The 26,530-nt window shown below is 67.9% G+C and carries 21 protein-coding genes and 1 tRNA gene; 13 read left to right on the top strand and 9 right to left on the bottom strand.

Going from position 1 to position 26,530, the window contains the following annotated elements:
- Positions 1-164 precede the first annotated feature (164 nt).
- Together C438_RS07540 and cgi121 are read left to right on the top strand one after the other, a co-directional pair.
- Complete coding sequence (locus tag C438_RS07540) at positions 165-2,663, top strand: ATP-dependent DNA helicase (protein ID WP_004968752.1); 2,499 nt, start codon at positions 165-167, stop codon at positions 2,661-2,663.
- Entirely contained in the window at positions 2,660-3,154 is a 495-nt protein-coding gene (gene cgi121, locus C438_RS07535; RefSeq protein WP_004968751.1) for a KEOPS complex subunit Cgi121, read from the top strand. The genes C438_RS07540 and cgi121 overlap by 4 nt, the downstream gene beginning before the upstream one ends.
- Positions 3,155-3,316: 162 nt before the next feature.
- Here the strand turns inward: cgi121 and C438_RS07530 are convergent.
- Positions 3,317-3,389 (bottom strand) — tRNA-Gln (locus C438_RS07530).
- 132 nt (positions 3,390-3,521) lie between these two features.
- Here C438_RS07530 and C438_RS07525 point away from each other — a divergent pair.
- Both C438_RS07525 and C438_RS07520 read left to right on the top strand, forming a co-directional pair.
- Entirely contained in the window at positions 3,522-4,094 is a 573-nt protein-coding gene (locus C438_RS07525) for an IMP cyclohydrolase (RefSeq protein ID WP_004968750.1), read from the top strand.
- Between the two features lie 48 nt (positions 4,095-4,142).
- Entirely contained in the window at positions 4,143-4,802 is a 660-nt protein-coding gene (locus C438_RS07520) for a metallophosphoesterase family protein (protein WP_004968749.1), read from the top strand.
- 60 nt (positions 4,803-4,862) lie between these two features.
- Here the strand turns inward: C438_RS07520 and C438_RS07515 are convergent, their stop codons facing one another.
- Together C438_RS07515 and C438_RS07510 are read right to left on the bottom strand one after the other, a co-directional pair.
- On the bottom strand, positions 4,863-6,209 hold the full coding sequence (locus C438_RS07515) for a tryptophanase (RefSeq protein WP_004968748.1): 1,347 nt from the start codon (positions 6,207-6,209) through the stop codon (positions 4,863-4,865).
- Between the two features lie 234 nt (positions 6,210-6,443).
- Positions 6,444-7,622: an aspartate kinase gene (locus C438_RS07510; RefSeq protein ID WP_004968747.1), complete on the bottom strand. Its 1,179-nt coding sequence runs from the start codon at positions 7,620-7,622 to the stop codon at positions 6,444-6,446.
- Positions 7,623-7,809: 187 nt separating this feature from the next.
- Between C438_RS07510 and C438_RS07505 the strand changes: the two genes are divergently transcribed.
- Positions 7,810-8,238: a hypothetical protein gene (locus tag C438_RS07505; RefSeq protein WP_004968746.1), complete on the top strand. Its 429-nt coding sequence runs from the start codon at positions 7,810-7,812 to the stop codon at positions 8,236-8,238.
- Between the two features lie 108 nt (positions 8,239-8,346).
- Positions 8,347-9,156, top strand: coding sequence for a ZIP family metal transporter (locus C438_RS07500; RefSeq protein ID WP_049917916.1), 810 nt, complete (start codon positions 8,347-8,349; stop codon positions 9,154-9,156).
- Between the two features lie 121 nt (positions 9,157-9,277).
- Here C438_RS07500 and C438_RS07495 read toward each other — a convergent pair whose 3' ends face one another.
- Together C438_RS07495 and C438_RS07490 are read right to left on the bottom strand one after the other, a co-directional pair.
- A complete protein-coding gene (locus tag C438_RS07495) occupies positions 9,278-10,405 on the bottom strand; it encodes an oxidoreductase (RefSeq protein ID WP_004968744.1) in 1,128 nt (375 codons plus the stop codon).
- A gap of 141 nt (positions 10,406-10,546) precedes the next feature.
- A complete protein-coding gene (locus C438_RS07490; RefSeq protein ID WP_004968743.1) occupies positions 10,547-12,148 on the bottom strand; it encodes a DNA-directed DNA polymerase II small subunit in 1,602 nt (533 codons plus the stop codon).
- Between the two features lie 144 nt (positions 12,149-12,292).
- Between C438_RS07490 and C438_RS07485 the strand changes: the two genes are divergently transcribed.
- A complete protein-coding gene (locus C438_RS07485) occupies positions 12,293-13,093 on the top strand; it encodes a S26 family signal peptidase (protein WP_004968742.1) in 801 nt (266 codons plus the stop codon).
- Positions 13,094-13,146: 53 nt separating this feature from the next.
- Here C438_RS07485 and C438_RS07480 read toward each other — a convergent pair whose 3' ends face one another.
- On the bottom strand, positions 13,147-14,853 hold the full coding sequence (locus tag C438_RS07480; RefSeq protein WP_004968741.1) for a Cdc6/Cdc18 family protein: 1,707 nt from the start codon (positions 14,851-14,853) through the stop codon (positions 13,147-13,149).
- A gap of 1,509 nt (positions 14,854-16,362) precedes the next feature.
- Between C438_RS07480 and C438_RS07475 the strand changes: the two genes are divergently transcribed.
- The 4 genes from C438_RS07475 to C438_RS07460 all read left to right on the top strand — a co-directional run bounded on the left by C438_RS07475 (position 16,363) and on the right by C438_RS07460 (position 21,381).
- The gene (locus C438_RS07475) at positions 16,363-17,004 is read left to right on the top strand and encodes an Era-like GTP-binding protein (RefSeq protein ID WP_004968740.1); all 642 of its coding nucleotides are present in this window, start codon (positions 16,363-16,365) and stop codon (positions 17,002-17,004) included.
- A gap of 6 nt (positions 17,005-17,010) precedes the next feature.
- Positions 17,011-17,403, top strand: coding sequence for a DUF2073 domain-containing protein (locus C438_RS07470; protein ID WP_049917862.1), 393 nt, complete (start codon positions 17,011-17,013; stop codon positions 17,401-17,403).
- A gap of 48 nt (positions 17,404-17,451) precedes the next feature.
- On the top strand, positions 17,452-18,462 hold the full coding sequence (locus tag C438_RS07465; RefSeq protein WP_083899983.1) for an OapC/ArvC family zinc-ribbon domain-containing protein: 1,011 nt from the start codon (positions 17,452-17,454) through the stop codon (positions 18,460-18,462).
- Positions 18,463-18,807: 345 nt separating this feature from the next.
- Entirely contained in the window at positions 18,808-21,381 is a 2,574-nt protein-coding gene (locus C438_RS07460; protein ID WP_004968736.1) for a DEAD/DEAH box helicase, read from the top strand.
- 24 nt (positions 21,382-21,405) lie between these two features.
- Here C438_RS07460 and C438_RS07455 read toward each other — a convergent pair whose 3' ends face one another.
- Both C438_RS07455 and C438_RS07450 read right to left on the bottom strand, forming a co-directional pair.
- Entirely contained in the window at positions 21,406-21,795 is a 390-nt protein-coding gene (locus C438_RS07455; protein ID WP_004968735.1) for a universal stress protein, read from the bottom strand.
- A gap of 82 nt (positions 21,796-21,877) precedes the next feature.
- Positions 21,878-22,573, bottom strand: coding sequence for an Sjogren's syndrome/scleroderma autoantigen 1 family protein (locus C438_RS07450; RefSeq protein WP_004968734.1), 696 nt, complete (start codon positions 22,571-22,573; stop codon positions 21,878-21,880).
- Positions 22,574-22,779: 206 nt separating this feature from the next.
- On the opposite strand from C438_RS07450, the gene mdh reads away from it, so the two are divergent.
- Together mdh and C438_RS07440 are read left to right on the top strand one after the other, a co-directional pair.
- Entirely contained in the window at positions 22,780-23,694 is a 915-nt protein-coding gene (gene mdh / locus C438_RS07445) for a malate dehydrogenase (RefSeq protein WP_049917861.1), read from the top strand.
- A 111-nt stretch (positions 23,695-23,805) separates the two neighbouring features.
- A complete protein-coding gene (locus tag C438_RS07440) occupies positions 23,806-24,732 on the top strand; it encodes a CPBP family intramembrane glutamic endopeptidase (protein ID WP_004968732.1) in 927 nt (308 codons plus the stop codon).
- A gap of 20 nt (positions 24,733-24,752) precedes the next feature.
- Here C438_RS07440 and C438_RS07435 read toward each other — a convergent pair whose 3' ends face one another.
- On the bottom strand, positions 24,753-26,492 hold the full coding sequence (locus tag C438_RS07435; protein WP_004968731.1) for an excinuclease ABC subunit C: 1,740 nt from the start codon (positions 26,490-26,492) through the stop codon (positions 24,753-24,755).
- Positions 26,493-26,530: the final 38 nt, after the last annotated feature.

Below are 26,530 nucleotides of genomic sequence, written 5' to 3'. Positions count from 1 at the left end.
GGGCAATCGTACCGCCGGGCCGTACAAAGCCCTGCCGACGCGGGACCCCGATTCGGCGGCGGCGACGAGCGCCGTGACGGCGCGGTCGACACCGCCGACGGCGACGCCCCCGCGACCGACCCGACCCGATGGCTTAAACCGGGGGACGGTCCAAGGGGGATGCAATGCGAACTGCGGACCTGACGGGCCTGCCGACGGGGATTCCCGAGGCCCTCCGCGACGAGGGCATCGAGGAGCTGTACCCGCCGCAGGCCGAGGCCGTCGAGGCCGGCCTGACGGACGGCGAGAGCCTCGTGGCCGCCGTCCCGACCGCGAGCGGGAAGACGCTCATCGCCGAACTGGCGATGCTGTCGAGCGTCGCGCGCGGCGGGAAGGCGCTGTACATCGTCCCGCTCCGGGCGCTCGCCTCCGAGAAGAAAGCCGAGTTCGAGCGCTGGGAGGAGTACGGCATCGACGTCGGCGTCTCGACCGGCAACTACGAGTCCGACGGCGAGTGGCTCTCCTCGCGCGACATCATCGTCGCCACGAGCGAGAAGGTCGACTCGCTCGTCCGGAACAACGCGGCGTGGATGGACCAACTCACCTGCGTCGTCGCCGACGAGGTCCACCTCGTCGACGACCGCCATCGGGGGCCGACGCTGGAGGTCACGCTGGCGAAGCTCCGCCGACTCAACCCGAACCTGCAGGTCGTCGCGCTGTCGGCGACCGTCGGCAACGCGGGCGTCGTCGCCGACTGGCTCGACGCGGAGCTCGTCAAGTCCGACTGGCGACCCATCGACCTCAAGATGGGCGTCCACTACGGCAACGCCGTCTCCTTCGCCGACGGGAGCCAACGCGAGGTGCCGGTCGGCCGCGGGGAACGACAGACGCCCGCGCTCGTCGCCGACGCGTTGGAGGGCGACGACGACGGCGACCAGGGCTCCTCGCTCGTCTTCGTGAACTCGCGGCGCAACGCGGAGTCCGCGGCCCGCCGCATGGCCGACGTGACGGAGCGCTACCTCACCGGCGACGAGCGGAGCGACCTCGCGGAACTCGCCGCCGAGATACGCGACGTGTCCGACACCGAGACCTCCGAGGACCTCGCCAAGGCGGTCGCCAAGGGCGCGGCGTTCCACCACGCGGGGCTCGCCGCGGAGCACCGCACCCTCGTGGAAGACGCCTTCCGCGACCGACTCATCAAATGTATCTGCGCGACGCCGACGCTCGCCGCCGGCGTCAACACCCCGAGCCGCCGGGTCGTCGTCCGCGACTGGCAACGCTACGACGGCGACTACGGCGGGATGAAACCGCTGGACGTGCTCGAAGTCCACCAGATGATGGGCCGCGCCGGCCGCCCCGGCCTCGACCCCTACGGCGAGGCGGTGCTGTTGGCGAAGGACGCGGACGCCCGCGACGAGCTGTTCGAGCGGTACATCTGGGCCGACGCCGAGGACGTGCGGTCGAAGCTCGCGGCCGAGCCCGCCCTGCGGACGCACCTGCTCGCCACGGTCGCCTCCGGCTTCGCCCACACCCGCGAGGGACTGCTCGAATTCTTAGACCAGACGCTGTATGCGACCCAGACCGACGACCCCGAGCGACTCGGACAGGTGACAGACCGCGTGCTCGACTACCTCGAAGTGAACGGGTTCGTCGAGTTCGACGGAGAGACGATTCAGGCGACGCCCGTCGGCCACACCGTCTCGCGGCTCTACCTCGACCCGATGAGCGCCGCCGAAATCATCGACGGCCTCGAATGGGCGGCGGACCACCGAACCGAGAAGCTCCGGGCGCTCGCGGGCGAGACGCCCGAGAAGCCGAAGCGAGACCGGAGCGAATCCGACAACGAACCCGGCGGCTTCCAGCGGGCCAGCGAGATGGTCGCCGACGACGGCGGCGGTGGAGGCGGCGACGACGGGGACGGCTCGGACGGCGCGGACGACACAGACGGCGGCGACGGGGACGCCGACGCGTTCGAGACGGACCGGACGTATCCGACGCCGCTCGGCCTCTATCACCTCGTCTGCCGGACGCCGGACATGTATCAGCTCTACCTGAAGTCCGGCGACCGCGAGACGTACACCGAGCTGTGCTACGAGCGCGAACCGGAGTTCCTCGGGCGCGTCCCCTCCGAGTACGAGGACGTGGCGTTCGAGGACTGGCTGTCGGCGCTGAAGACCGCGAAGCTCCTCGAAGACTGGGTCGGCGAGGTCGACGAGGACCGCATCACCGAGCGCTACGGCGTCGGCCCCGGCGACATCCGCGGGAAGGTCGAGACCGCCGAGTGGCTCCTCGGCGCGGCCGAGCGACTCGCCTCCGAACTCGACCTCGATTCGGTGTACGCGGTCCGCGAGGCGAAAAAGCGCGTCGAGTACGGCGTCCGCGAGGAACTGCTCGACCTCGCCGGCGTCCGCGGCGTCGGCCGAAAGCGCGCCCGCCGGCTGTTCGAGGCCGGCGTCGAGAGCCGGGCCGACCTCCGGGAGGCCGAGAAATCGCGCGTCCTCGCCGCCCTCCGGGGTCGCAGGAAGACCGCGGAGAACATCCTCGAAGCCGCGGGGCGAAAGGACCCGTCGATGGACGCAGTGGACGAAGACGACGCGCCGGACGACGCCGTTCCCGACGACACCGGCTTCGAGACGGCCAAAGAGCGCGCCGACCAGCAAGCCAGTCTGGGTGATTTCGAATGAGGCTCGTCGAGGCCGAGGCGACCGTCTCCGACCTCGATTCGTTCATCGCGGCAGTCGGCGAGGTGGCCGACGAGACGGGCGCGACGGTGCAGGCGTTCGACGCCCGGTACGTCGTGGACCGCGAGCACCTCGAACGGGCGACCGAACTCGCCGACCGAGCCATCGCCCGGGGCAACGAAATCGCCCGCGACCGCGCCGTCGAAATCCTCCTCTACGCCAGCGGCCGCCGGCAGATTAACCGCGCGTTCGAAATCGGCGTCTCGGAGGGGACGCTCCCCGTCGTGATTCTCGTCGACGGCGGCGACGAGGCCGACGCCGAGGCCGCGCTGTTCGACCGACTCGACCTCGAACCCGCAGACACCCTCGGCGACTACGACGAAGCGCTCGTCCGCGAGGTGTTCGACGTGGGCGAGACGGAGTTGCGCGTCGCCGACGGCGACCTCCCCGCGCTGGTCAGAGAGCGAGTCGCGCTCCTCGCGGTCGACCGCTAAACGATTTTCGCGGTCCCCTATCGCCCGTATTCAGGTGTCTGAGAGTCCATAATGGAAAACTCCACTCGAAACGGACCCCTTTGGTTTCTGAAACCTACCCCTTCGTTTCAACTGGAGAACAGGGGGACGGCGCGGCCTCGTCGAGAGTAGAACGCTGAGAAGTAGTCCCACCAGGATTCGAACCTGGGTCGTTGCCCCCAGAAGGCAACAGGATTGGCCACTACCCCATGGGACTTCGCATCAGTTCGTACTTCGCGGGTATTTGTAAACGTTGCGTGTCGATTCCGCCGTGGGATTTCGTCGCACGGCGACGGACAGACGTGCATAAACCGCCAACTATTTGCCCCTATTCTATCCACTGTCGTGTATGTACGTCGGACGTTTCGTCGTCGTTGGCCCCGGAATCGGTGCGTATCGCGTCTCCTCTCGGTCCTTCCCGAACCGACAGGTCGTCGACCGAGACGACGCCCTGACCGTCGGACCGACGCCCGACGCCCCCGAGACCGACAACCCCTACATCGCCTACAACTGCGTCCGCGAGGGCGGCGACTACGTCGTCGTCGGCAACGGCTCGCAGGTCGACCCCATCGCGGAGAAACTCGACCTCGGCTACCCGCCGCGGGACGCCCTCGCGGAGATTCTGCTCGCGCTCGACTACGAGAAGGACGACTACGACACGCCCCGCATCGCGGGCGTCGTCGGCGACGACGAGGCCTTCATCGGCATCGTCCGCAAGGACGCCCTCGTCGTGGAAGCCGTCTCCGAACCCACGCTCGTGGCGACCTACGAGGAAGACGACCCGCGGGCGTTCGACCTCGACGCGGAGACCGCCGCCGACGCGGCCCGCGAACTGTACGACCACGAGTTCGAACACGCCGTCTGCGCCGCCGCCGCGACCGTCGGCGACGCCGTCGAGACCGCCTTCTACAACGGCGAGTAACGCCGCCTCGGCCCGAGATTTTTCAGCCGCGCTCCCGTACACCGAGCCATGCGTCTGGGCGTCATCTCGGACGTGCACGGGAACCTCCCGGCACTCGACGCGGTGCTCGAATCGATGCCGCCGGTCGACCGACTGGTCTGCGCCGGCGACGTGGTCGGCTACAACCCGTGGCCCGAGGAGTGCGTGTCCGAACTCGTCGAGCGGGACGTGCCGACCGTCTCGGGGAATCACGACCGCGCGGTCACGTCGGGGACCGGCTTCCGCTTCAACAGCATGGCGGCCGCGGGCGTCGACTACGCCCGCGACGCGCTCTCTCCGGCGTCGATGGAGTGGCTCTCCGCGCTCCCGAACACGCGGCACGTCGCCGACGGCCGGGTCAAACTCGCCCACGGCCACCCGAGCGACCCCGACCGCTACACCTACCCCGACGACTTCTCGCCGTCGCTCCTCGACGGCGAGGACCTGCTGGTGCTGGGCCACACCCACGTGCAGGGCCACCGAATCTACGACGACGGAATCGTCCTGAACCCCGGAAGCGTCGGCCAGCCCCGCGACGGCGACCCGCGGGCGGCCTACGCGGTCGCCGACCTCGACGCGATGGAAATCGAGGCGGAGCGCGTCGGCTACGACATCGACCGCGTCGCGGAGCGCGTGCGCGAGGTCGGCCTGCCGGAGCGGTTGGCGAGTCGGCTGTACGAGGGGCAGTAGGCGAGAAAAGACGAGAAAAGAGGAGAAAAGACGAGAGAAGAACGGAACGGCGCGGTCGGGTTAGTTCGACACCGGTTCGAGCCGCGCCGAGAAGTGGCGAAGCTCCTTCATCGGCGGCTCCTCGACGATTTCGAGGCCGCCGTACTCGCCGGCGGAGTCCATCACTTTCGCGGCCGTCTCGGCGACGTGTTCGAGGTGTTCGCGACTGTAGGTGCGCCGCGGGAGCGCGAGGCGCACGAGGTCCGGCCGGTCGGTGCCGGGGAACGCGAAGCCGCCGAGTTCGACGCCGCGGACGCCGCCTTCGAGGTAGAGCGCGCAGACGAGTTGCTGTCCGGGGTACTCGTCTTTCGGGACGTGCGGGAACACCTCGCCGGCGTCGAGGTAGACCGCGTGGCCACCCGTCGGCTGATAGACGGGGACCCCGGCTTCGACCAGCAGGTCGCCCAGTTCGGCCACCTGCTCGACGCGGTCGGTCACGTACGGCGGCGTGACGGCCTCGCGGAGGCCGACGGCCATCGCCTCGATGTCGCGGCCCGAGAGACCGCCGTAGGTGGGAAAGCCCTCGTAGAGGATGGCGCGCTGTTTCGCGTGTTCGAACACCGTCTCGTCGCGCATCGCGGCGAAGCCGCCGATGTTGACGAGGGCGTCCTTCTTGCCGGACATGGTGATGGCGTCGGCGTGTTCGAACTGCGCGCGGGCGATTTCGGCGACCGAGCGGTTCTCGTAGCCCGCCTCGTTGGTCTTGATGAAGTGGGCGTTCTCGGCGAACCGGCAGGCGTCGATGACGAACATGGCGTCGATGTCGCGGGCGAACTCGGCGGTGGCGCGGATGTTCGCCATCGAGACGGGCTGGCCGGCGACGGAGTTGTTCGTGATGGTGAGGACGACGACGGGAATCGCGTCGGTGCCGACCTCCTCGACGAGCGCGTAACCCGCGTCGATGTCGAAGTTGCCCTTGAACGTCTCCGTCGAGTTGGGGTCCCGAGCGGCGGGCGACGGGCAATCGACCGGCTCCGCGCCCTGATTGACGACGTGGGCGCGGGTCGTGTCGAAATGGGAGTTGTTCGGCACCACGTCGCCGTCCTCCAAGAGGACGCCGTAGAGGACGTTCTCCGCGCCGCGGCCCTGATGGGTCGGCACGACGTGCTCGAAGCCCATCACGTCGCGGACCGACTCCGCGAGCCGGGCGAACGACTCGCTTCCGGCGTAGGCCTCGTCGCCGCGAATCATCGCCGCCCACTGCTCGGCGGACATCGTTCCCGTCCCCGAGTCGGTCAGGAGGTCGATGTACACGTCGCGGGCGTCGAGGTTGAACGCGTTGTAGCCGGCCCGTTCGAGGGCGGCCTCGCGCTCCTCGCGCGAGGGGAGTTCGATGGGCTCGACCATCTTCGCCTTGTACGATTTCATGCCCGCAATAGGCCCGCGAATGTGAAGTAATCGGCAGGCGGAAAATCGAGGGACGACGCCCGGTTTCCGGCGCTCGTGGACGGGTGTGTGCATCGGTGTCGCCGGCTGTTCCGCTCTCGCCACGAACCGCCACGAACCGACCTCGGCGGCCGTCGTGGCTCACCGGCCGTTGGCGTCGCTGGCGGGGACGCAGTCGCGCGAAAACAGCGTCGAGAGGTACGGGGCGGGGTCGAGTTAGAACTCGTCTTGGATGATGCCGAGCGTCTCCTCGCGGTCGTCCCACGCCACGAAGATGGCGACGGAGGTCGCGGAGGTGATAGCGTCGTGGATGTTGATGCCGGCGTCGGACAGCGGCTGGACGATGTCGAGGATGACGCCGGGGCGGTTCGGGAGTTCGCCGCCGGTGACGCGGACGACGGCGATGTCGTCTTCGACGGTGACCGAGGACAGCGCGTCGTCGGCGATGACGCGGTCGTGGAGGACGGCCTCGGCCCGGTCGGAGTCGTCTTCGAGGACGTAGAACGTGATGGAGTCCATCCCGGAGGCGACCGAGTCGACGTTGATGTCCTCCTCTCGGAGGGCGGCCGAGAGGTCCGCGAGGATGCCCGGTCGGTTGCGAATCGCCCGCCCGGCGACGGTGAGACACGCGAGGGGCTCTTCCTGCATGTCGATGAGGTTGTGGAACTCGCCTTCGATGAGCGTCCCGCCGGTGAGCAGGTCGCCGTGCTGGTAGTGGACGACCCGAACGTCGAGCGCCGCGTCCTTGTACGACAGCGCCGACGGCGCGACGACCTCGGCCCCGCGGAACGAGAGGTTTCGGAGTTCGTCGACGGTGATGCGGCCGACGTTTCGCGCGCCTTCGACCACGCGCGGGTCGCCGGTCATGACGCCCTCCACGTCGGTCACGATGACGACCTCGTCGGCGTCCATGTAGTTGCCGAGCATTACGGCGGAGGTGTCGGAGCCGCCGCGGCCGAGCGTCGTGATTTCGCCGTCGTGGTTCTGCGCGAGGAAGCCGGTGATGACCGGGACGACGCCGTCGAGTTCGGCCGCGAGCTTCGCGGCCCGCTCTCTGGTCGCCTCGACGTCGACCTCGCCGAGGTCGTTCGTGATGACCGGCCACTCGTCCGTGCCGGGTTCGACGAACAAGGCGTTGACGCCGCGGGCGGCCAGCGCCGCCTTGAGCATGCGCACGCTGGTCCGCTCGCCCATCGAGACGATTTCCGCGCGGTCGCGGTCGTCGGCCTCGAACTTGATCTCGTCGAGGAGGTCGTCGGTCGTCGAGCCCATCGCGGAGGCGACGACGGCGATTTCGTGACCGTGTTCGACGGCCGCGGCGATGGAGTCCGCGGCGCGGTTGATTCGGTCGCCGCTACCGAGCGAGGTGCCGCCGAACTTCGCGACTACGCGCATCGTCCCTCCGGTGCGTCGCGTCGCTTCGGGGCTTCGTTGGTAAACATGCGAGGGGCTAACGCGGGGGGACGTATAACTATGTCCTCCGATTCAACCGTTGCCGTCACCCGCGAATCCGGCGCTGAGACGGCCCGTACCGACGCCTCGCGGGCGGAGATTTATCACCGAAGCCGCGGAAGGTTCGGGTATGGATGTCAGAGACGCCGTTGACACCGACGCCGAGGCGCTCGCCGCCGTCGCCGACGCGCCGATACGGGCGATGCGTCGGCTGATACGCGACCGGACGGTCCGCCTCGCCACCGCCGAGACGGGGTCGGACCCCCACGCCGACGCGCCGGCGGACGACGAACCGGTGCTCGGGTTCGTCGGCTTCGACGTCCGCGACGGCGTCCTCCACGTCACCCGGCTCGGCGGGACCGAGACGGCGGTGCGGCGACTGCTCGAAGAGCCGCTCCGCTTCGCCAGCGCCGAGGACCTGCCGGTCGAGGTGCTCGTCCTCGAATCCGAGACGCCGCTGTGCGATGCGGTCGAGCACGCCGGTTTCGACCGCGTCGGCCACGGTCCGCGGTTCGAGGGGTCACCGACGGTCCGGTACGTCCTCGACGAGACGGGGTAGTCGGTCCTCGCGGGCGGCGAGAACCGACGGAGGGAATACATACCTCCCGCCCGTCAGGTGGCCCATGACCGAACGACGCGGAAACCGACCGCCGAGCGTGAGACGACCGTGACCGCGGCCGAAGAGCTGTTCGTCTCGCTCGCCGGCTCGGACCCGGTGATGCAGGGCCTCCTCGGGGGCATCGTCATCGCCGGCATGAACATGCTGGGCGCGCTCCTCATCCTCGTCTGGCGCGACCCCTCGAAGCGCTCGCTCGACACGCTCCTCGGCTTCGCCGCCGGCGTCATGCTCGCCGCGAGTTTCACGAGCCTCATCCTCCCCGGCATCGAGGCGGCGGGCGGGAACCCGATTCCCGTCCTCGCCGGCTTCGTCATCGGCGTCGTCGTCCTCGACCAAGCCGACCTGTGGATTCCGCACGTCCACATCCTCGTGACCGGGAAGACCCGAGCGGACGCCCCGGAGACGGACAAGAAGATGGCTTCAGTCATCCTGTTTATCGTCGCCATCACCATCCACAACATGCCCGAGGGCCTCGCCGTCGGCGTCGGCTTCGGCTCCGGCGACCTCGGGACCGCCATCCCGCTGATGCTCGCCATCGGCATCCAGAACATCCCCGAGGGGCTGGCCGTCTCCATCGCCGCCGTCAACGCCGGCCTCCGGAACACGACCTACGCGACGTTCGCGGGCATCCGCGCCGGCCTCGTGGAGATTCCGCTCGCCGTCTTCGGCGCGTGGGCCGTCCAGTACGCCGCGGCGTTGCTCCCCTACGCGATGGGCTTCGCCGCCGGCGCGATGCTGTTCGTCATCTCCGACGAAATCGTCCCCGAGACGCACTCGAACGGTCACGAGCGCGTGGCGACGTTCGGGACGATGCTCGGCGTCGTCGTGATGCTCTACCTCGACGTGACGCTCGGGTAGTCGAATCGAGTCAGCGCGGCCGAATACGGCGGCGTCGAGGAGTTGTGAAACGAGAGTTCGAGTGGAAGCGAAGGGGTTCGGTGGTCGGTTCAGCGTCAGAGAGTTCGGCGTCGAACGTGCGTCAGTCGTCGGCGAGCGGCGGCTCCGACGGCACTTCGTGGTCCGAGAGTCCCGCGGTCGGCGCGAGGTACTTCGCGGGGTCGAACGCGTCGAGGTCGTCGCCGGCGGCCACGCGCGCCGGCCAGTCCGGGTTGGCGAGCGCGCTCGTCCCCAGCGTGAACAGGTCCGCGCCGGCGTCGACGGCGGCCCGCGCCGCGTCCGGGTCGCCGAGGTCGCCGTTGGCGACGACGACCGTGTCGTCCGCGACGTACTCGGCGGCGGCCTCCGCGAGCGACGGGCCGTCCGCGCCGAAAGTCGGACCCGTCGCGTCGGTCTCGGTCGTGTGGACGTAGTCGGCTCCGGCGGCCGACAGCGCCTCGAAGAAGACCGCGGCCGCCTCCTCGCCCTCGGGCCACTCGTAGTCGCCGTCGGTCACTTTCTCCTGCGAGACGCGGACGCCGACGACGAACTCCTCGGGGACCGCGTCGGCGACCGCCGAAAGGACCTCGGCGGGGAATTTGACTCGGGACTCGGGACCGCCGCCGTACTCGTCGTCGCGTCGGTTCGCGTCGGCCGCGAGGAACTCGTTGAGCAGGTAGCCGTTCGCGCCGTGGAGTTCCACGCCGTCGAAGCCGGCTTCGACCGCGTTCCGCGCCGCCCGCACGAATCCTTCGCGGACGGTTTCGAGGTCGGTCTCGTCGGCCGCCTTCGGGACCGCGAACTCCCCGCTCCCGCCGTAGGCTTCGGCCTTCTGGCCGTCGGGCTGGACCGCGGAGGGAGCGAGCGTCCGGTCGCCGTCGAGGTGGGGGTTCCCCTGCGACTGCGCCCCGGCGTGCATCAACTGCGCGAAAATCGGCGTGTCGACCTCGTGGACGGCGTCCGTGACGTTCGTCCACGCCTCGACGTGGTCGCCGGTGACGAGCCCCGGCTGGTTCAGGTAGCCCTGACTGTACGCGTCGTCCGTATAGACGCCCTCGGTGACGAGAAAGCCGAAGCCGCCGTCGGCGAACTTCCGGTAGTAGTGAGCCATCTCGTTTGTCGCCAACCCCTCGTCGGTGGCGCTGATGCGCGTCATCGGTGCCAGCCCGACTCGGTTGGAAAGCGACAGGTCGTTCAGGCTCGTCGCGTCGAACAGCGCGTCGTCGGTCATCACCGGTTCTGTGCGCGTCGCGGGTAAAAAGCGACGGCGGAATGGTCCCGGTCGCCGCACATCCGGCGTGCTATCAGGGCGCATATCTGCGGGAGAGCACCGCTGAGTCGAACGGTCGTCAGTAGTGAAACGGTCGCCGGCTCAGGAGAACTTCCGGACCGTCATGTTCAGCGTGTCGAGGTCGACGATGGGCGCGTAACCGGCGTCGGGGTCGATGTTGACGGACTTCTGGAAGTCGGTCTGGGCCTGCCAACAGCCGGAGTTGACGGCGAGGACGTTGTGGTACTTGCCCCAGCCGAGCTTGTGGACGTGGCCGGTGTGGAAGATGTCGGGGACGTCCTCCATGACGAGATAGTCGAGTTCCTCCGGCGCGAGGCGGGTGTGACCCCCGAACTGCGGCGCGACGTGGCGCTTTTTCAGGAGCTGGTACATCGCCTTGTGCGGCTCGTCGTAGCTCGCCTTGTCCGCCGGCAGTTCGGCGATGACCTCGTCGAGCGAGACGCCGTGGTACATGAGCACGTTGACGCCTTCGAGGGTGACCATCGAGGGGTTGCTCGTGATGCGGGCGTCGTGGGCCGACATGATATCGCGGAGTTCGTCGTCGAAGCCGGGTTGGGGCTCCGCGAGTCGGACCGCGTCGTGGTTGCCCGGAATCATCACGATGTCGAGGTCGCCGGGGACCGATTTGAGGTGCTCGGAGAACGCCTCGTACTGCTCGTAGATGTCGATGACGTCGAGTTCCTCGTCCTGATTCGGGTAGACGCCGACGCCTTCGACCATGTCGCCGGCGATGAGGAGGTACTCGATGCGCTCTGCCTCCTCGGTGTGGAGCCAGTCGGCGAAGCGATTCCACGCGCCGGCCATGAACTCCTGACTGCCGACGTGCACGTCCGAGATGAGCGCCGCCTGCACGTCCCTGTCGGCGGTGTTGGGGCGGTGGCTCCGCGGCACGTCGGGGAAGTGCATCGAGTCGACGAAGAGGATGCCCGCGTCGCCCGACAGCGTCCCCTGCACCGCGATGCACTCGTCCATGAGGAGTTCGTCGACGTAGCCCGCGATGTCCTTGTCCTTCATCACGAGACAGGGGAACGTCCCCGTCGTGTCCTCGAGGTCGATAATCCAGTGACCGCTCTTGGTGGACCGAACGTCGTCGACGAGGCCGATGAGTTCCGCGTCCTCGCCGCCGGACATGTTCGAGATGGCCTTCGCGGGGCGGTGGTTGACGCGCCCGCGGAGCATCTTCGAGAGCTTCTCGTAGCGGTCGCGGAACACCTTCACGAAGTCGTCGTACTCGCCGGTCCCCGTCGACTGGCCGGTCATGTCGTTGGCGATTTCGAGGGACCGAAGCGCCGGGTCGACGTTCCGGCCGCCCGACCCCACCTTCGCTTCGGCTGGAGTCGATTGAGAGGTGTGAGCCGCGTTGTCGTGCGATGTTGCACCAGAAGCGGAGGGGTCTGACGCGGCGGTGTGGGACGCGACGGCGTCGGATGCGGCGGCGGCGTCCGCGGCGGTCGGCCCCGTCGGTGCGGTTCCCGGCGGGTCCGCGGCGGGGGCGGAGGCGAGCACCTCGCGGACGTGGTCGGCGGTGATGCGAAGCGCGTCGTCCGGGGCGGCTTCGACGACGCGGGCGAGGGTGCGGCCGGGGTCGTCGGAGCCGGCGATGAGTGTCACGGCCTCGCGCTCGGCGTTGTAGCCGCGACCGACGAGCGCTCGGACGATGCGCGCCGGCGTCTCCAGTGGCACACCCGGAGTGTGCGACACGCGGCAAAAAGGATGCCGAAACCCAGAACGTTGAAACCCGGTCCGGGTAAACTGGGAGTGATGAGTGACGACGATGGCCGCCCTCCCTCCCCCGACCCGCGGCGCGGTTCCGCCTCCGACGAAGGCGTGCTAACTCGGCTTCGGACGGCAGAGGAGGGGCCGCTTCTGTTCGTCCGCGAAATCCTGACGAGCGCGCTCGCCGTGTTGGCCGTCGGGTTGCTCCTGTTCGCGGTGAGCGGCGTGTGGCCGCCGATGGTCGCCGTCGAAAGCGGGAGCATGGAACCGCACATGCACAAAGGCGACCTCGTGTTCATCACGGGGCCGGAGCGATACGCCCCCGACTCGGCGGTCGAGGGAACCGCCGTCGTCACGGCCGAAACGGGTTCCGAAGTCGACTACCGGAAGTTCGGCGGCCCCGGGAGCGTCATCGTCTACGACGACCCCGGCGCTGGCGGCCCCCCGATCATCCACCGGGCGATGTTCTGGGTCGACGAAGGAGAGAACTGGTACGACAGGGCGAACCCCGAGTACATGGCCGCCGACAACTGCCGCGAACTCGCCAACTGCCCCGCCGAGTACGCCGGCTTCATCACGAAAGGCGACAACAACCCGCGGTACGACCAGGTGAGCGGCATCGCCGACCCGGTCCGCCCCGAGTGGGTCCAAGGCGTCGCGCGAATCCGCATCCCGCTTCTCGGGTGGGTTCGACTGACGCTCGCCAACTCGATGGCGACGACGACGCAGGTCGCGCCCGCCCCCGTCGAGTACGTCGACGTGACGACGATGGAGACGGCGGCTCCCGACGTGTCGACAACGAACGCGGCGGGAGGCGACGCGCCGGCGACGACGGCACCGCTTCAGGTCGAGCCGCCGGAGCTGTCGGAACCATCGGAGACATCGGCGCGAGCCGACGCGCTCGCGGCGTGACGCGGGAAAAGTAACAGCGTCGGCGTCGGACTTCGGGACTTCGTTCTTCAGTCTCAGTTGTCGAACCGCGCCTGCACGAACGGCTGTGCGCTCTCGATGTCGCCGAGTCGGGAGTCCGTCAGCAAAACGGCCTCGGTCTCGTCGATGGGGACAGAAAGGCTGATTTCCTTGGTCCGGCCGTAGCGACCCTTCGAGACGACGACGGCGTTGACGATGCCGAGCATGTCGAGTTCCGAGATGAGGTCGGTGACGCGGCGCTGGGTCAGCACGTCGGCGTCGATCTCCTCGCAGAGGCGCTTGTAGATGTTGAACACCTCGCCGGTGTTGATGTTGCGAACGCCGTTTTTCTCCAGGAGGATGATGGCGAAGAGGACGATTTTCGACTGCGTGGGGAGGGTGCGGACGACCTCGACCACGCGGTCGAGTTCGATTTTGTCCTGCGCCTGCCGGACGTGGGCCTCCTCGACGGTGTCGGCCTGCCCGCGCTCCGCGAGTTCGCCGGCCGTGCGGAGCAGGTCGAGCGCGCGCCGGGCGTCGCCGTGTTCCTGCGCGGCGAACGCGGCGCACAGCGGAATCACGTCGTCGGTGAGCGCGCCGGGCTTGAACGCCACGTCGGCGCGGTGCTGGAGGATGTCGCGGAGCTGGTTGGCGTCGTACGGCGGGAAGACGATTTCCTCCTCGCCGAGGCTCGATTTGACCCGGGGGTCGAGGAAGTCGGTGAACTTCAGGTCGTTCGAGATGCCCATGATGGAGATGCGGGAGTTGTCGAGTTCGGAGTTCATCCGCGAGAGGTTGTAGAGCGTGTCGTCGCCCGACTTCTCGACCAGTTTGTCGATTTCGTCGAGCATGATGACGACCACCCGCTCCTTGTAGTCGACGGCGTCGAAAAAGGTCGTGTAGACGCGGTCGGTCGGCCACCCGGTCATCGGCACCGTCTCCATCTCGTCGGCGTCGTCGTCGAGTTCCGCCGCGCGCTCGTCGATTTCGGCGATGGAGTCGTACGGCGTGTCCGCGAGAGCGTTTGGGTCTTCGGTCGCCCGCGTGCGCATCTCGTCGAGGCGCTCCTGTTCAGCCTCGATGCGCTCGACGTTCTTCTCGATGAACTTGTTGGCGAGCTGGGCGAGCACGCGGTACTGCGTGTCGGTCACCTCGCAGTTGATGTACTCGACCTCGCAGGGCACGTCGTACTTCTGGGAGGTGGATTCGAGCTCCTGACTGACGAACTTCGCGCTCGCGGTCTTGCCGGTCCCGGTCTTCCCGTAGATGAGGATGTTCGACGGCGTCTCCCCGCGCAGAGCGGAGACGAGAATCGTCGCCATCTGGTTTATCTGGTCGGTCCGGTGGGGGAGTTCGTGCGGGGTGTACGACGGGCGGAGGACCTCCTTGTTCTCGAAGATCGGCTCGCCGGCGAGGAGGTCGTCGAACAGCCCCTTCGACCCCTCGTCGTCGTTGAGCACGACCTTGTCGAGGCCGACGTCGGGGTCTTTGTGCTGGTCGAGGTCCCCGTCGGGCGCGTCGGCGTCGGGGCCGATGCTCGCCTGAATGTCGATGTCTTCGGGAGACACGTCCTCGTCGTCCTCGGGGGAGACGCTCTCTTCGGAGGATACGTCGTCCGCGGCGGAAGAGCCGTCGGCAGGCGCGTCGCCGTCGGACGCGTCGGTACTCGGTGCGCCGGGGTCGGCGTCCGCGACGATGTCGTCCGACCTGCTGTCCCCGGCTCCCTCTCGTGTGCCGCCTCTCGGATTCTCTTCCTCGTCCATCGTGAATACCCCTTTGTTTCAAGTGGAATTGCCGCCCCAAACCGGCGCATAGGGTGTGTGAAGCCGGAGATAGTCGGCATTTTCACACCACGCCGAAGAAGGCGATTCCAGATGATGCAAAGGAACCAAACGAACAGTCGGTACAAAAATCTTACTTCTCCGACTCGTCTGCCGTCGTTCGACCGGAACTCGGGGGGTCGGGACCGTTTCAACACGAACAGTCGCGATATCGTCGGACGCGACGGCTGTAGTAAGTGGGCGTCCGTCGGTTGACCGAGAAGCGAATAGACGAACGCTCAGTTGCGGAGTCGCCGAGCGACCGGACGAAGGAGACATGTGGGTGAGGTTGGTCATCGAATCGAGAACCTTCTCGAACTACGGCGGGTCGAACGAGACGAACGAAAGACGCACTAGTCGAACGAACCACGGCGGGTCGAACAAAGACGCGCCGAGTCGCACCAAGTCGAGACGGGTCGAGCCGTCAGAGTTGTTCTCGGCTCTGACGACCGACGGTTCCGAGTCGAGTCTGCGGTCCACGCGAACCGACAATCGGAGGCAGTCAGAGTGGAACTCAGCGTGTGGGTGGCGTCCGACGAGAAAAATCGGTGGGTCGAACCCCTCTGTTTCGAGTGGAGACGCCGGAAACGCGCTTTTCGAAAAATCGGGAGATAGAACGGTTCTCGTCGCTGTCTAACCCCTCGGTTTCCTGTGCAATTAAGTGGTGGTTCTCCAGTTCGACGGGAAACGCCTGGGTGTCGATTGCCCCACACCCCTTTGTTTCGGGTGGAGCCGTGAATCGGTGGGGAGGGGGTCTCGGCGATTCTTGAAAAAGGGGTGGTTTTATCACAAATGTATCCGTACCATATCCGTAGTAGAGAGAAATACTATATTATTACCCACACCTAGGATTCAATTAACGTCTCACCGCCGTCTAGCGGTCTCCCCCCACCCACCCCTTCGAGCCGTTCCACCCGAAACGAAGGGGTGGGGGTGTTACCGGGTAGAGTGTTTCGCGTCCGTCGGAACCCCCCCCAACGCCGTGTCGCGTCTGCGACTCCCGGCGTGCGGTCATTCCGAGTCGAACTGATTCAGTGGCTTCGCGAACGCTGTTCGCGTTTCACGAATGCCGTCCGGCACCGTGTGAGGTTCGCCGGAGAACGTTCGGGATTCACTGGAGAACGATGCAGATGACGCTCATCCCGTTGGTTCGGGGGACGCACGTGTACGCCCGAAGTAACAGTTACCACAAAACTACAACTCCGACCTACAACTCCGACCCCGACGTCGCCCGGTTTCACGTCGACCGTTCGACACGCCGCAACCGGACGTCCGCAGGCCGAATCTCCTCCGCTCGATGCCGGCTCGCCGAGTCGGCCGCCGTTTCGCCGTTCCTTTCTGTCGTCTTGTCTCCCACGTGACTGGTGTCTGACGTAGTGCTTAAGTGAGTCCGGTTGGGTGATACCTCCATACGCCCTCCACGACGCGTTCGGGAGGTGCGGGAGGCCCAGGATGGGACTGCTCACAGATTTAAGAGACAGCATCTCACGAGTCGTCGACCGGCTCTTTTCGGAGAGCGAGCCGAAGCGGATCGGTATATATGGCCCGCCCAACGCCGGGAAGACGACTCTCGCAAACCGTATCGCCCGTGACTGGACCGGTGACGCCATCGGTCCCGAGAGCCACATCCCTCACGAGACTCGCCGCGCCAGGCGGAAGGAGAACGTCGAAATCGAGCGGAACGGCAAGAAAGTCACCATCGACATCGTCGACACGCCGGGTGTCACGACGAAAGTCGATTACAAGGAGTTCCTCGAACACGACATGGAGAAGGACGACGCCGTCCGCCGGTCCCGCGAGGCGACCGAGGGCGTCGCCGAGGCCATGCACTGGCTCCGCGAGGACGTCGACGGCGTCATCTACGTGCTCGACAGTACGAAAGACCCGATTTCGCAGGTCAACACGATGCTCATCGGCATCATCGAGAGCCAGGACCTGCCCGTGCTCATCTTCGCGAACAAGATCGACCTCGAAGAGGCGAACGTCGAGCGCATCGCGAACGCGTACCCCCAGCACGAAACAGTCGAGTTGTCAGCGCTCGAAGGGGAGAACATGGACGAAGTGTACGCCAAAATCGCGGAGTACTTCGCGTGATTCACCATGCCTGAAGCAACCGCCTCCGACAACGGCACCGACGGGGTCCAGATAGACCTCTTCAGCGGGAATCGGATGGCAAATCTCACGAGCATGGAGAAGATTCGGCTCATCCTCGACGGCGTCCGCGACGGCAACATCGTCATCCTCGAAGAGGGCCTCTCGCCCGACGAGGAGTCGAAGCTCATCGAGGTCACGATGGCCGAGATAAGCCCCGACGAGTTCAACGGTATCGAAATCGAGACGTATCCGCGCTCGCAGACCGCAGACCAGAGCTTCCTCGACCGGCTCATGGGCCGACAGTCGACCCAGAAGCTCACGGTCATCGGTCCCGCGAACCAGATTCAGACGCTCCACAAGGACGAGAACCTCATCAGCGCGCTCGTCTCCCGAAAATAGGGGGTCCCACGAACGCCCTCACGCGCCATCCGGCGCTACCATCCACCAATGCCACATCAATGCACCACGTGCGGTAAGGTGTTCCCCGACGGCTCGAAGGAGATGCTTTCGGGGTGCCCGAACTGCGGCGGCAACAAGTTTCAGTTCAAGCCCGCGTCGAGCGGGAGCGCTCCCGCGAGCGCAAGCGATAACACGCCGTCGGCGGGCGGCGCCGGAACGCGGGACCTGACCTCCTCGGCGGCCGACGCCGTCCGAGACCGCGCACAGCAACAGTCCCATCCCGACTCGACCGACGAGGAGTCGATGACCGTCAGCGACTGGGCGAACGCGAACGCCGACGCCCCACAGCGAACCGAGACCGGCGACGCCGCGGGTTCGACCCGAAGCGAGCCGTCGCCGACCGAGGCGACCGGGTCGAGCGACGCGGGTGACGCGGCCGACACGGGGAGCGGACCCGAACCCGACCCCCGCGGGTGGGGTGAGTGGCCGTCGGCGCCCGGCGAGTCGCCGGGGGCAGACCCCCAAGAGCCACCGGCGTCGCGGAACGAACCCCGAGGGGAGCCCGCGGCGGGTCAGTCCGATAGCTCGCCGCGTTCGTCATCGCCCTCGAATCGAGACCCCAGTACAATCAACGCGCGCGAGACGGACGAGGACAACTCCCAGAAGAGCGCCCGAAGCGACATCGTCACGCCGGAGGAACTCGCCGCGGCCGATGCGAACCGACGCGGTTCGGCGGCGGAGACGCCGTCGGAAGCGCCTTCGGACCCCGACGTGCCTCCTGCCCCCGACGCGGCGGCCGGCCAGCCCGCGGACGCCGCGCCCACGGACGCCGACGGCACGGTCATCGAGCCGTCGTCCGACGAGCGACCCGACCTTGACCAGCTCCGCGAGGAGCTCAACGACCAGTTCGAGAGCATCAAAATCGTCAATCCCGGTCAGTACGAGCTCAACCTCATGGAGCTGTACGACCGAAGCGAGTACATCATCTCGCTCCGCGAGGACGGCCGGTACGTCATCGAAGTCCCGGACTCGTGGGGTCCCGGCAACAGCGAGGACTGACCGCGGCTCCCGCGGCCGACCGCGCTCGACCCCACTGTTTCCGGTGGAGCGACGGTCTCCCGGTCTCGCTCGTACGAGTCCATCCGTCGAATCGGCACAACCGTTATATACGATAGTTGAGAGTATATCTCCTTGGGGAAGCGCTATGTCCAATCCGCACAACGAGAAGGTCGCCGAGTGGGCGTCGCTCCTCGGAGCGTCGCTCCCGACCGCGCGACCAGACGACCCCGACCTCGATACCGCCGACAGCGCTGGGTAACGACCGCCGCGGTCGCTTCCGGCGGACTCCTTTAGTTTCACCCTGCTCTGCGAACCCTTATCGGCGAGGGCGAGCAATCGTCACCGATGTCGGCCTCTGAGGACGTTGCGTACGTGGACCACCCGCTACTCGCGCCGTCGTTCATCGAGCGGCGGCTCTATCAGATTCGCCTCGCCGGTACCGCGCGCAACGGCCACACGCTGGTCTGTCTCCCCACCGGTCTCGGGAAGACGACCGTCAGCCTGCTCGTCACGGCCCAGCGGCTCTACGACGTGGGCGGGAAGTCGCTGTTTCTCGCGCCGACGAAGCCGCTCGTCCAACAGCACGCCGACTTCTACCGCGAGGCGCTGACCGTCCCGGACGACGAAATCGTCGTCTTCACCGGCGACGTTCGGCCCGACGACCGGGCCGCGCTCTGGGAGGACGCCCAAATCGTCATCGCCACGCCGCAGGTCATCGAAAACGACCTCATCGGCAACCGCATCTCGCTTCGGGACGTGACGCACCTCACCTTCGACGAGTGTCATCGCGCCAGCGGCGACTACGCCTACGTCTACATCGCCGAGCGCTACCACGCCGACGCCGAAGACCCGCTCGTCACGGGGATGAGCGCCTCGCCCGGCGGCGACGAGGAGGCCATCCTCGAAGTCTGTGAGAACCTCGGTATCGTCGACGTGGAGGTGATGACCGAGGAGGACGCCGACGTGTCGGAGTACACCCACGACACGGACGTCGAGTGGAACCGCATCCAGCTCCCCGACGAGATTCTGGAGATACGCGACGCCCTCAACGAGGTCATCACCGACCGGCTGGAGAAGCTCAAGCAGTTGGGCGTCACCAAGTCGACGAAGCCCGATATCTCCCAGAAGAAGCTCAACCGGATGCGCGCGGAGCTCCAGCGGCTGATGAACGCCGACAAGTCGGAGGGCTACAAGGGGATGTCCACGCACGCGGAGGTGATGAAGCTCCGCCGGGCGGTCGAACTCGTCGAGACCCAGTCGGTCGAGTCGGTCCGGCGGTACTTCGAGCGCCAGCGCAACGCCGCCCGGTCGTCGGGCGCGTCGAAGGCGAGCCAGCGACTCGTCGCCGAGCCGAAGGTCCGCGAGGCGATGCGGAAAGCCGAGTCGTTCGACGGCCTCCACCCGAAGTTCAGGAAGACGCGCATCCTCCTCGCGGAGACGCTCGGCATCCAGAACGGCGAGCGCGTCATCGTCTTCACCGAGTCCCGCGACACGGCCGAGGCGCTCACGGAGTTCCTCTCGGAGAGCTTCTCGGTCCGGCGGTTCGTCGGACAGGGCGACCGCGAGGGCTCCGACGGGATGACCCAGAACGAACAGCAGGAGACCCTCGACAAGTTCCGAAACGGCGAGTTCGAGGTGCTGGTCTCGACGTCCGTCGCGGAAGAGGGCCTCGACGTGCCCGAGGTCGACCTCGTGCTCTTTTTCGAACCCGTGCCGACGGCCATTCGGTCCATCCAGCGGAAGGGCCGGACCGGCCGGCAGGCCGACGGCCGCGTGGTCGTCCTCCTCGCCGAGGACACTCGCGACGAGGCGTACTTCTGGATATCGCGCCGCCGCGAGAAGACGATGCAAAACGAGCTTCGGGACCTCAAGGGCGCGGCCGACGACCTCGAAGCCGAACTCGACCCCTCCCAGCGCGACCTCTCGGCGTTCGCCGGAGACGACGGGAATTCCGCCGGTGACGCGGGGAGTTCCACCGGAAACGAGGGGGTTGACGCCGCGAGCGAGGGCGGTGCGAACGAGGCGTCGGCCGCCGGGTCGTCCGCCTCGAACGGAGAGACCGCGGCCGCCGCCGCGACCGACCCCGACGGGCAGTCCGGCCTCGCCGACTTCGGTCCCTCGGACGAGGAGTTGGCGCGGGCGGACGACGGCGACGGGGGCGATAAGGGCGATGAGGGCGACGACCGCGACGACAGCGACGGCGATTCCCCCGAGCGCGACGAGGCGGACGACCCGGCCACCGTCGCCGCGGCGGGAACCGACGACGAGGAGACCGTCGAAATCGTCGTCGACCAGCGCGAACTCGACTCCAACATCGCCCGCACCCTCTCGAAGCGCGAGGACCTGACGACCCGACTGGAGACGCTCGCGGTCGGCGACTACGTCCTCTCGGACCGCGTCGCGGTCGAGCGAAAGAGCGTCTCGGACTTCCTCGACACGCTCACGGGCGGCGACCGCTCGATATTCGAGCAGGTCGCAGACCTCACGCGCCACTACGCCCGGCCGCTTCTCGTCATCGAGGGGCGCGGCCTCTACGAGGAGCGCAACATCCACCCCGGCGCGATTCGCGGGGCGCTGTCGTCGGTCGCGGTCGACTTCAACGTGAGCGTGCTTTTCACCGAGGACGAAGACGACACCGCGGAGATGCTGGCGACCATCGCCACCCGCGAGCAGACGGACCGCGAGCGCACCGTGAGCGTCCACGGCGGCAAGAGCGCGAAGACGCTCGACGAGCAACAGGAGTACGTCGTCTCCGCCATCGCCGACATCGGCCCGGTCACGGCGCGGACCCTGCTCGAAGCGTTCGGGAGCGTCGAGGCGGTCATGACCGCAAACGAGGACGACCTCAGAGAGGTCCGCGGCGTCGGCCAAGTCACCGCGGAACGAATCCGCGAGGTCGTCGGCTCGGAGTACCGCTGAGCCGCGGTCACCGCCCGGAGCGCGTCAGGGAACGATGGTCACCGGAACGGCCTCGGCCCGAAGCACCGTCTCGGCGGCGCTCCCGAAGACGGTTCGCTCGACGATGCCGTCTTCGTGGTGGCCCATGACGACGTGGTCGAAGCCGCCGCGCTCGACGGTGTCGAGAATCTCCTCGCCGACGCGGTCGGCGGTCCACACGTCGACCGTGAGGGTCGAGAGTTCCGGTTCGCCGCCGACATCGCTCGCTTCGAGCCTGCCGCGCGCGTCGTCGAGGATGGCCTCCGTCGCGTCGGTCTGGTTGTTCGTGTAGTGGACGACGTGGAGGCTCCCGCCCATCCCGACGACCATCTCGATGGCGAAGTCGAGCGCGCGCTTGCTGGCGTCGGTACCGTCGATGGGGATGAGTACGTCCATACGAAACAGAGGGTCCGCGGGGCGGTAAGTTCTACCGCCGGGAGCGACGGCCGACGCGAGGACGCGACGACGCGTCGGTCGGTTATCGGTCGAGCGCCGAGATGGCCTCGGCGGCCTCGCGCGCGGCGGTCAGGAACTCCGTCGCCCGCCGCGGGTCGTCGGTCGCCTCGGCGCGCTCGGCGGCCCACGTCAGCGTCCGCACGAGCGACTCGCGCGCGGCGGTCACGTCGCCGGCGACCTCGCGGGGCGCGCGTCGCTCGGTCGTCCCCTGCTCGCCCGCGGTTCGGGACTGTGTCGCCGACGGGACCCGCCCGTTCGAGCCGGCAGTGTCGCGGCGCGCCTCGTCGGCGACGCGGTTTCCTCCGGCCTGCTCGGGCTGTCGCGCTCCGGCCTGCGGTCGCTCAGTTCCCGCTGTTTCGGCGTTGGCGGTCGCAGAACCGGCCGCCGCATCGACGCTCTCTGCGGACGCGGTCGCCCCGCCGGACGCGGCCTCGCCCTCGCCCTCGTTGGCGTCGGCTTCGACGGCCGCCTCGGCGGCCCGCTCCGCGTCTTGGTCGGCGTTCGCCGCGGCCTGTCCCTCGGCCTGACAGGTCGGACAGAACACCTGCCCCTCGTAGCGGAACAGCGGGTCGCCGCAGTTGTCGCAGTGCTTGTTCGTCATCGTCGCGCCCTTGAGGAGCAACTCGCTCATCCGTTGGGTCGACCGTCGCTTCGTCTCGTCTCGCTCGTACTTCTCCCGAAGTCGCTGGCGCTCTGCTTCCTTGTCGAAGTCGCTCATGTGGGTGTGGACGCGACGTGCGTCGAAAAACCCCACGGCGTCGCTCGGTCGATTCCGTCACCGGCGGTCTCACCGGCTCTCGCCGCCGACGGCACCCCGGCGCAGTCGCCCGAAATTCGACGACTGACGAATGCGAAATCGACAGACCGCGCGACGGTGCCCGTTCCGAAACGTTTACTCGGAATCCACAGCGTCGTTAATGTGGCATGACGAAAGTTAGCGTGATTGGTGCGGCCGGCACGGTCGGTGCCGCGGCTGGGTACAACCTCGCGCTTCGCGATGTCTGTGACGAACTCGTGTTCGTCGACATCCCGAAGATGGAAGACAAGACGGTCGGACAGGCGGCGGACACGAACCACGGCATCGCCTACGACTCCAACACGGTCGTGACGCAGGGCGGCTACGAGGACACCGCCGGCTCCGACGTGGTCGTCATCACGGCGGGCATCCCGCGCCAGCCGGGACAGACCCGTATCGACCTCGCGGGCGACAACGCCCCCATCATGGACGACATCGGCTCCTCGCTCGCGGAGCACAACGACGACTTCGTCTCCATCACCACGTCGAACCCCGTGGACCTGCTCAACCGCCACCTCTACGAGACGGGCGACCGCGACCGCCACAAAGTCATCGGCTTCGGCGGCCGCCTCGACTCCGCCCGCTTCCGCTACGTGCTGAGCCAGCGCTTCGACGTGCCCGTCAAGAACGTCGACGCGACCATCCTCGGCGAGCACGGCGACGCGCAGGTGCCGGTCTTCTCGAAGGTCCGCGTCGACGGCAACGACCCCGCCTTCTCCGCCGACGAGAAAGAGGAGATTCTCGGCGACCTTCAGGAGTCCGCCATGGACGTCATCGAGCGCAAGGGCGCGACCCAGTGGGGTCCGGCGACCGGCGTCGCTCACATGGTCGAGGCCGTCCTGCACGACACCGGCGAAGTGCTCCCCGGCTCGCTCGTCCTCGACGGCGAGTTCGGCTACGAGGACACCGCCTTCGGCGTCCCCGTCAAGCTCGGCTCGAACGGCATCGAGGAGGTCGTCGAGTGGGACCTCGACGACTACGAGGCCGACCTCATGGACGACGCGGCCGAGAAGCTCCGCGACCAGTACAACAAAATCGCGTAACTCGGTCCGGTTCTCGACACACCGACTTTTTGCGGTTCGGCGACCCCTCCCGCCGACACGCGTGTCTCCGCGGCGTCAACCGTTATCTCGTCGCCGGTCGATAGTTCTCGTATGTCTACAGTTGGGGGCGGTCGGACGGACCCGGACGCGCGCGCCGAGTCGTTCGAGTCCCGCCGCGTCTTCGTCTTCCTCCTCGTCGCCTTCGGCCTCGCGGGCGCGACCGCGCTCGTCGTGTCTCTCACCGGCGGCCTGACGAACTCGCCGTCGGTCGCATTCGGACTCCCGCTTTGGCTCGTGCTCGTCAGCACGTGCTACATGTTCTCGCCGTCGGTCGCGAACGTCGTCACCCGGCTCGTCACCGGCGAGGGATGGGCCGACCTGCGGATTCGCCCCGCGCTCCGGTCGAACCTCGGCACCTACCTCCTCGCGTGGCTCGTCCCCGGCCTGTTCATCGCCGTCGGCGCGGCGCTGTTTTTCGCGCTCTTTCCGGCGTATTTCGACCCCGACGCGACGGCGCTCCGCGGGGTGCTCCCGGCGGGCACGTCGCTCGAACTCGTCTTGGTCGCACAGGTCGCGCAGGCGCTCGTCCTCGGCGCGACGGTGAACACCGCCTTCGCCTTCGGCGAGGAGTTGGGCTGGCGGGCGTACCTCCTGCAGAAGCTCCTCCCGCTCGGTCCCCGCCGGGCCGTCCTCCTCTTGGGCGTCGTCTGGGGCGCGTGGCACTGGCCGCTCATCGCGCTCGGCTACAACTACGGCTTCGGCTACCCCGGCGCGCCGTGGACCGGCTTTCTGGCGATGGTCTGGATGACGACGGCGGTCGGTGTCTTCCTCGCGTGGGTCGCGCTCCGCGCCGACTCGGTGTGGCCCGCGGCGCTCGGCCACGGGATGTTCAACGCCTTCGCGGGCCTCGGGACTCTCTTTGCGACGGCCGGCGCGCCGTCGTTACTCGGCCCGACCGCCGTCGGCGCAGTCGCCGTCGTTCCGTGGGTGGTCGTCGCCGCGGTGCTCGTGGTTCGCTCGCCGGCGTTCGAGGCGTAAGCCCCGTCACAGCCGCCGCTTCAGAGCCGCCGTTTCAGCTCCGCGGCCGTCTTCTCGCCGACGCCGGGCACGTCGGTCAAGTCCTCGACCGACGCCTCGCGCACCCCCTCGACGCTCCCGAACCGCGTCAGCAACGCCCGTCGCGTCTTCGGACCTACCCCGGGCACGTCGTCGAGGACGGTCTTCACCTCGTCGCGGAGCGTCTGGTGGTACTGGACGGCGAAGCGGTGGGCCTCGTCGCGGACGCGCTGGAGGACGTGCAGGTGCGGCGCGTCGTCCGGCCAGTCGAACGTCCGGTCGGGCGTGACGACCAGTTCGCGGTCCTTGGCGATGCCGACGGCGGGCACGTCCCACCCGGTCTCGTCGAGGGCGTCGAGCGCGGCGTTCAACTGCCCTTTGCCGCCGTCGATGAGGAGCAGGTCGGGGTCCGGGCGGTCGTCGCGGCCCTCCAGCGCGCGGGTCGCTCGCCAGCGGACGAGTTCGCGCATGTTCGCGTAGTCGTCGTTGCGCTCGGGGAGTCGCCGCCGGCGGTAGTCCGCGGTCTCGGCGCTCCCCTCGACGAAGCAGACGTCGCTGCCGACGACGGCCTTGCCCTGCGCGTGGCTCACGTCGAAGCCCTCGATGCGGGCGACGCGGCGCACGTCGAGGTCGAGTTCGCGGGCGAGCGTGGCGAGACCGTCGTCGCGGCCGGCGCGCCGGCGGGCGTTCTTCAGCGCGAGTTCGACCAGTTTCGCCTCGCGGCCCGCGCCGGGGACGCGCACGCCCACGCCCTCGGCTTCGAGCCACGCCACCACGTCCTCGTCGTCGGGGCGCTCCGAGAGGACGACCGCGTCGGGGAGGTCGCGCTCGGCGTAGAACTGCGCGAGGAACGCCGAGAGGACGGCGGCCGTGCGGTCTTCGCCCTCCGGGGCGTCGAGGTGGTGTCGGGTCCGGTCGACCAGCTGGCCGCGCTCGGCGTGGAGTCTGGCGACCGTCGCCGAGTCGCCGCGGAGCGAGACGCCGAGCACGTCGATGGCGCGCTCGTCGGACTGCGACGAGACGGCGTCTTCGCCCGCGCCGTGGAACGATTCGACGGCCTCCAGCCGGTCGCGGAGGTTGGCGGCGCGCTCGAACTCCTCGTCCTGCGCGGCGGCTTCCATCTCCCGGCGGAGCGGGTCGGCGAGGACGCCCGTCTCGCCCTCGAAGAAGCGGACCGCCGACTCGACGTCCTCGCGGTAGTCGCGCTCCGATATTTCGCCGGTACAGGGGGCCGTACACAGGCCCATCTCGTAGTCGAGACACGGCCGCGAGCGGTTCGCGTACTTGTGGTCCGAACAGCCGCGGAGGCCGTAGGTCTCCCGAACCGCCTTCACGACCGTCTCGACGCGGCCCTTGTCGGTGTACGGCCCGAAGACGGTCGCCGAGTCCTCGGGGTCGCGGGTGACCTCGACCCGCGGGACCGCGTGGGCCGTCAGCTGGACCAGCGGGTAGGACTTGTCGTCTTTCAGGCGGACGTTGTAGCGCGGCTGGTGGCGCTTGATGAGGTTGGCTTCGAGGAGGAGCGCCTGCGTCTCAGTGTCGGTAACGGCGAAGTCGATGTGCTCCGCGCGGGCGACCATCCGGGAGATGCGCTCCGAGCGGGGGTCCGCGTACGACCGAACCCGCGCGCGGATGTCGACCGCCTTGCCGACGTAGAGCACCGCGTCACCGGCGACGAACTGGTACACGCCGGGGTCCGCCGGAAGTGCGCTGGCTCGTTCGCTGACCGCGGCAGGGTCCATCTGGGGTGGCTTACCGCGCGAGAGGCTTGAGGCTGACG

The sequence above is a fragment of the Haloferax denitrificans ATCC 35960 genome (assembly GCF_000337795.1).
GTDB classification, from domain to species: Archaea; Halobacteriota; Halobacteria; order Halobacteriales; family Haloferacaceae; genus Haloferax; species Haloferax denitrificans.
This window is presented reverse-complemented; position numbering and strand designations above follow the sequence as displayed.

Coding starts and splice junctions, on each gene's coding strand:
- C438_RS07540 (WP_004968752.1), top strand. CDS start 165: ATGCGAACTGCGGACCTGACGGGCCTGCCGACGGGGATTCCCGAGGCC.
- cgi121 (WP_004968751.1), top strand. CDS start 2,660: ATGAGGCTCGTCGAGGCCGAGGCGACCGTCTCCGACCTCGATTCGTTC.
- C438_RS07525 (WP_004968750.1), top strand. CDS start 3,522: ATGTACGTCGGACGTTTCGTCGTCGTTGGCCCCGGAATCGGTGCGTAT.
- C438_RS07520 (WP_004968749.1), top strand. CDS start 4,143: ATGCGTCTGGGCGTCATCTCGGACGTGCACGGGAACCTCCCGGCACTC.
- C438_RS07515 (WP_004968748.1), bottom strand. CDS start 6,209: ATGAAATCGTACAAGGCGAAGATGGTCGAGCCCATCGAACTCCCCTCG.
- C438_RS07510 (WP_004968747.1), bottom strand. CDS start 7,622: ATGCGCGTAGTCGCGAAGTTCGGCGGCACCTCGCTCGGTAGCGGCGAC.
- C438_RS07505 (WP_004968746.1), top strand. CDS start 7,810: ATGGATGTCAGAGACGCCGTTGACACCGACGCCGAGGCGCTCGCCGCC.
- C438_RS07495 (WP_004968744.1), bottom strand. CDS start 10,405: ATGACCGACGACGCGCTGTTCGACGCGACGAGCCTGAACGACCTGTCG.
- C438_RS07480 (WP_004968741.1), bottom strand. CDS start 14,853: ATGGACGAGGAAGAGAATCCGAGAGGCGGCACACGAGAGGGAGCCGGG.
- C438_RS07475 (WP_004968740.1), top strand. CDS start 16,363: ATGGGACTGCTCACAGATTTAAGAGACAGCATCTCACGAGTCGTCGAC.
- C438_RS07470 (WP_049917862.1), top strand. CDS start 17,011: ATGCCTGAAGCAACCGCCTCCGACAACGGCACCGACGGGGTCCAGATA.
- C438_RS07465 (WP_083899983.1), top strand. CDS start 17,452: ATGCCACATCAATGCACCACGTGCGGTAAGGTGTTCCCCGACGGCTCG.
- C438_RS07460 (WP_004968736.1), top strand. CDS start 18,808: ATGTCGGCCTCTGAGGACGTTGCGTACGTGGACCACCCGCTACTCGCG.
- C438_RS07455 (WP_004968735.1), bottom strand. CDS start 21,795: ATGGACGTACTCATCCCCATCGACGGTACCGACGCCAGCAAGCGCGCG.
- C438_RS07450 (WP_004968734.1), bottom strand. CDS start 22,573: ATGAGCGACTTCGACAAGGAAGCAGAGCGCCAGCGACTTCGGGAGAAG.
- mdh (WP_049917861.1), top strand. CDS start 22,780: ATGACGAAAGTTAGCGTGATTGGTGCGGCCGGCACGGTCGGTGCCGCG.
- C438_RS07440 (WP_004968732.1), top strand. CDS start 23,806: ATGTCTACAGTTGGGGGCGGTCGGACGGACCCGGACGCGCGCGCCGAG.
- C438_RS07435 (WP_004968731.1), bottom strand. CDS start 26,492: ATGGACCCTGCCGCGGTCAGCGAACGAGCCAGCGCACTTCCGGCGGAC.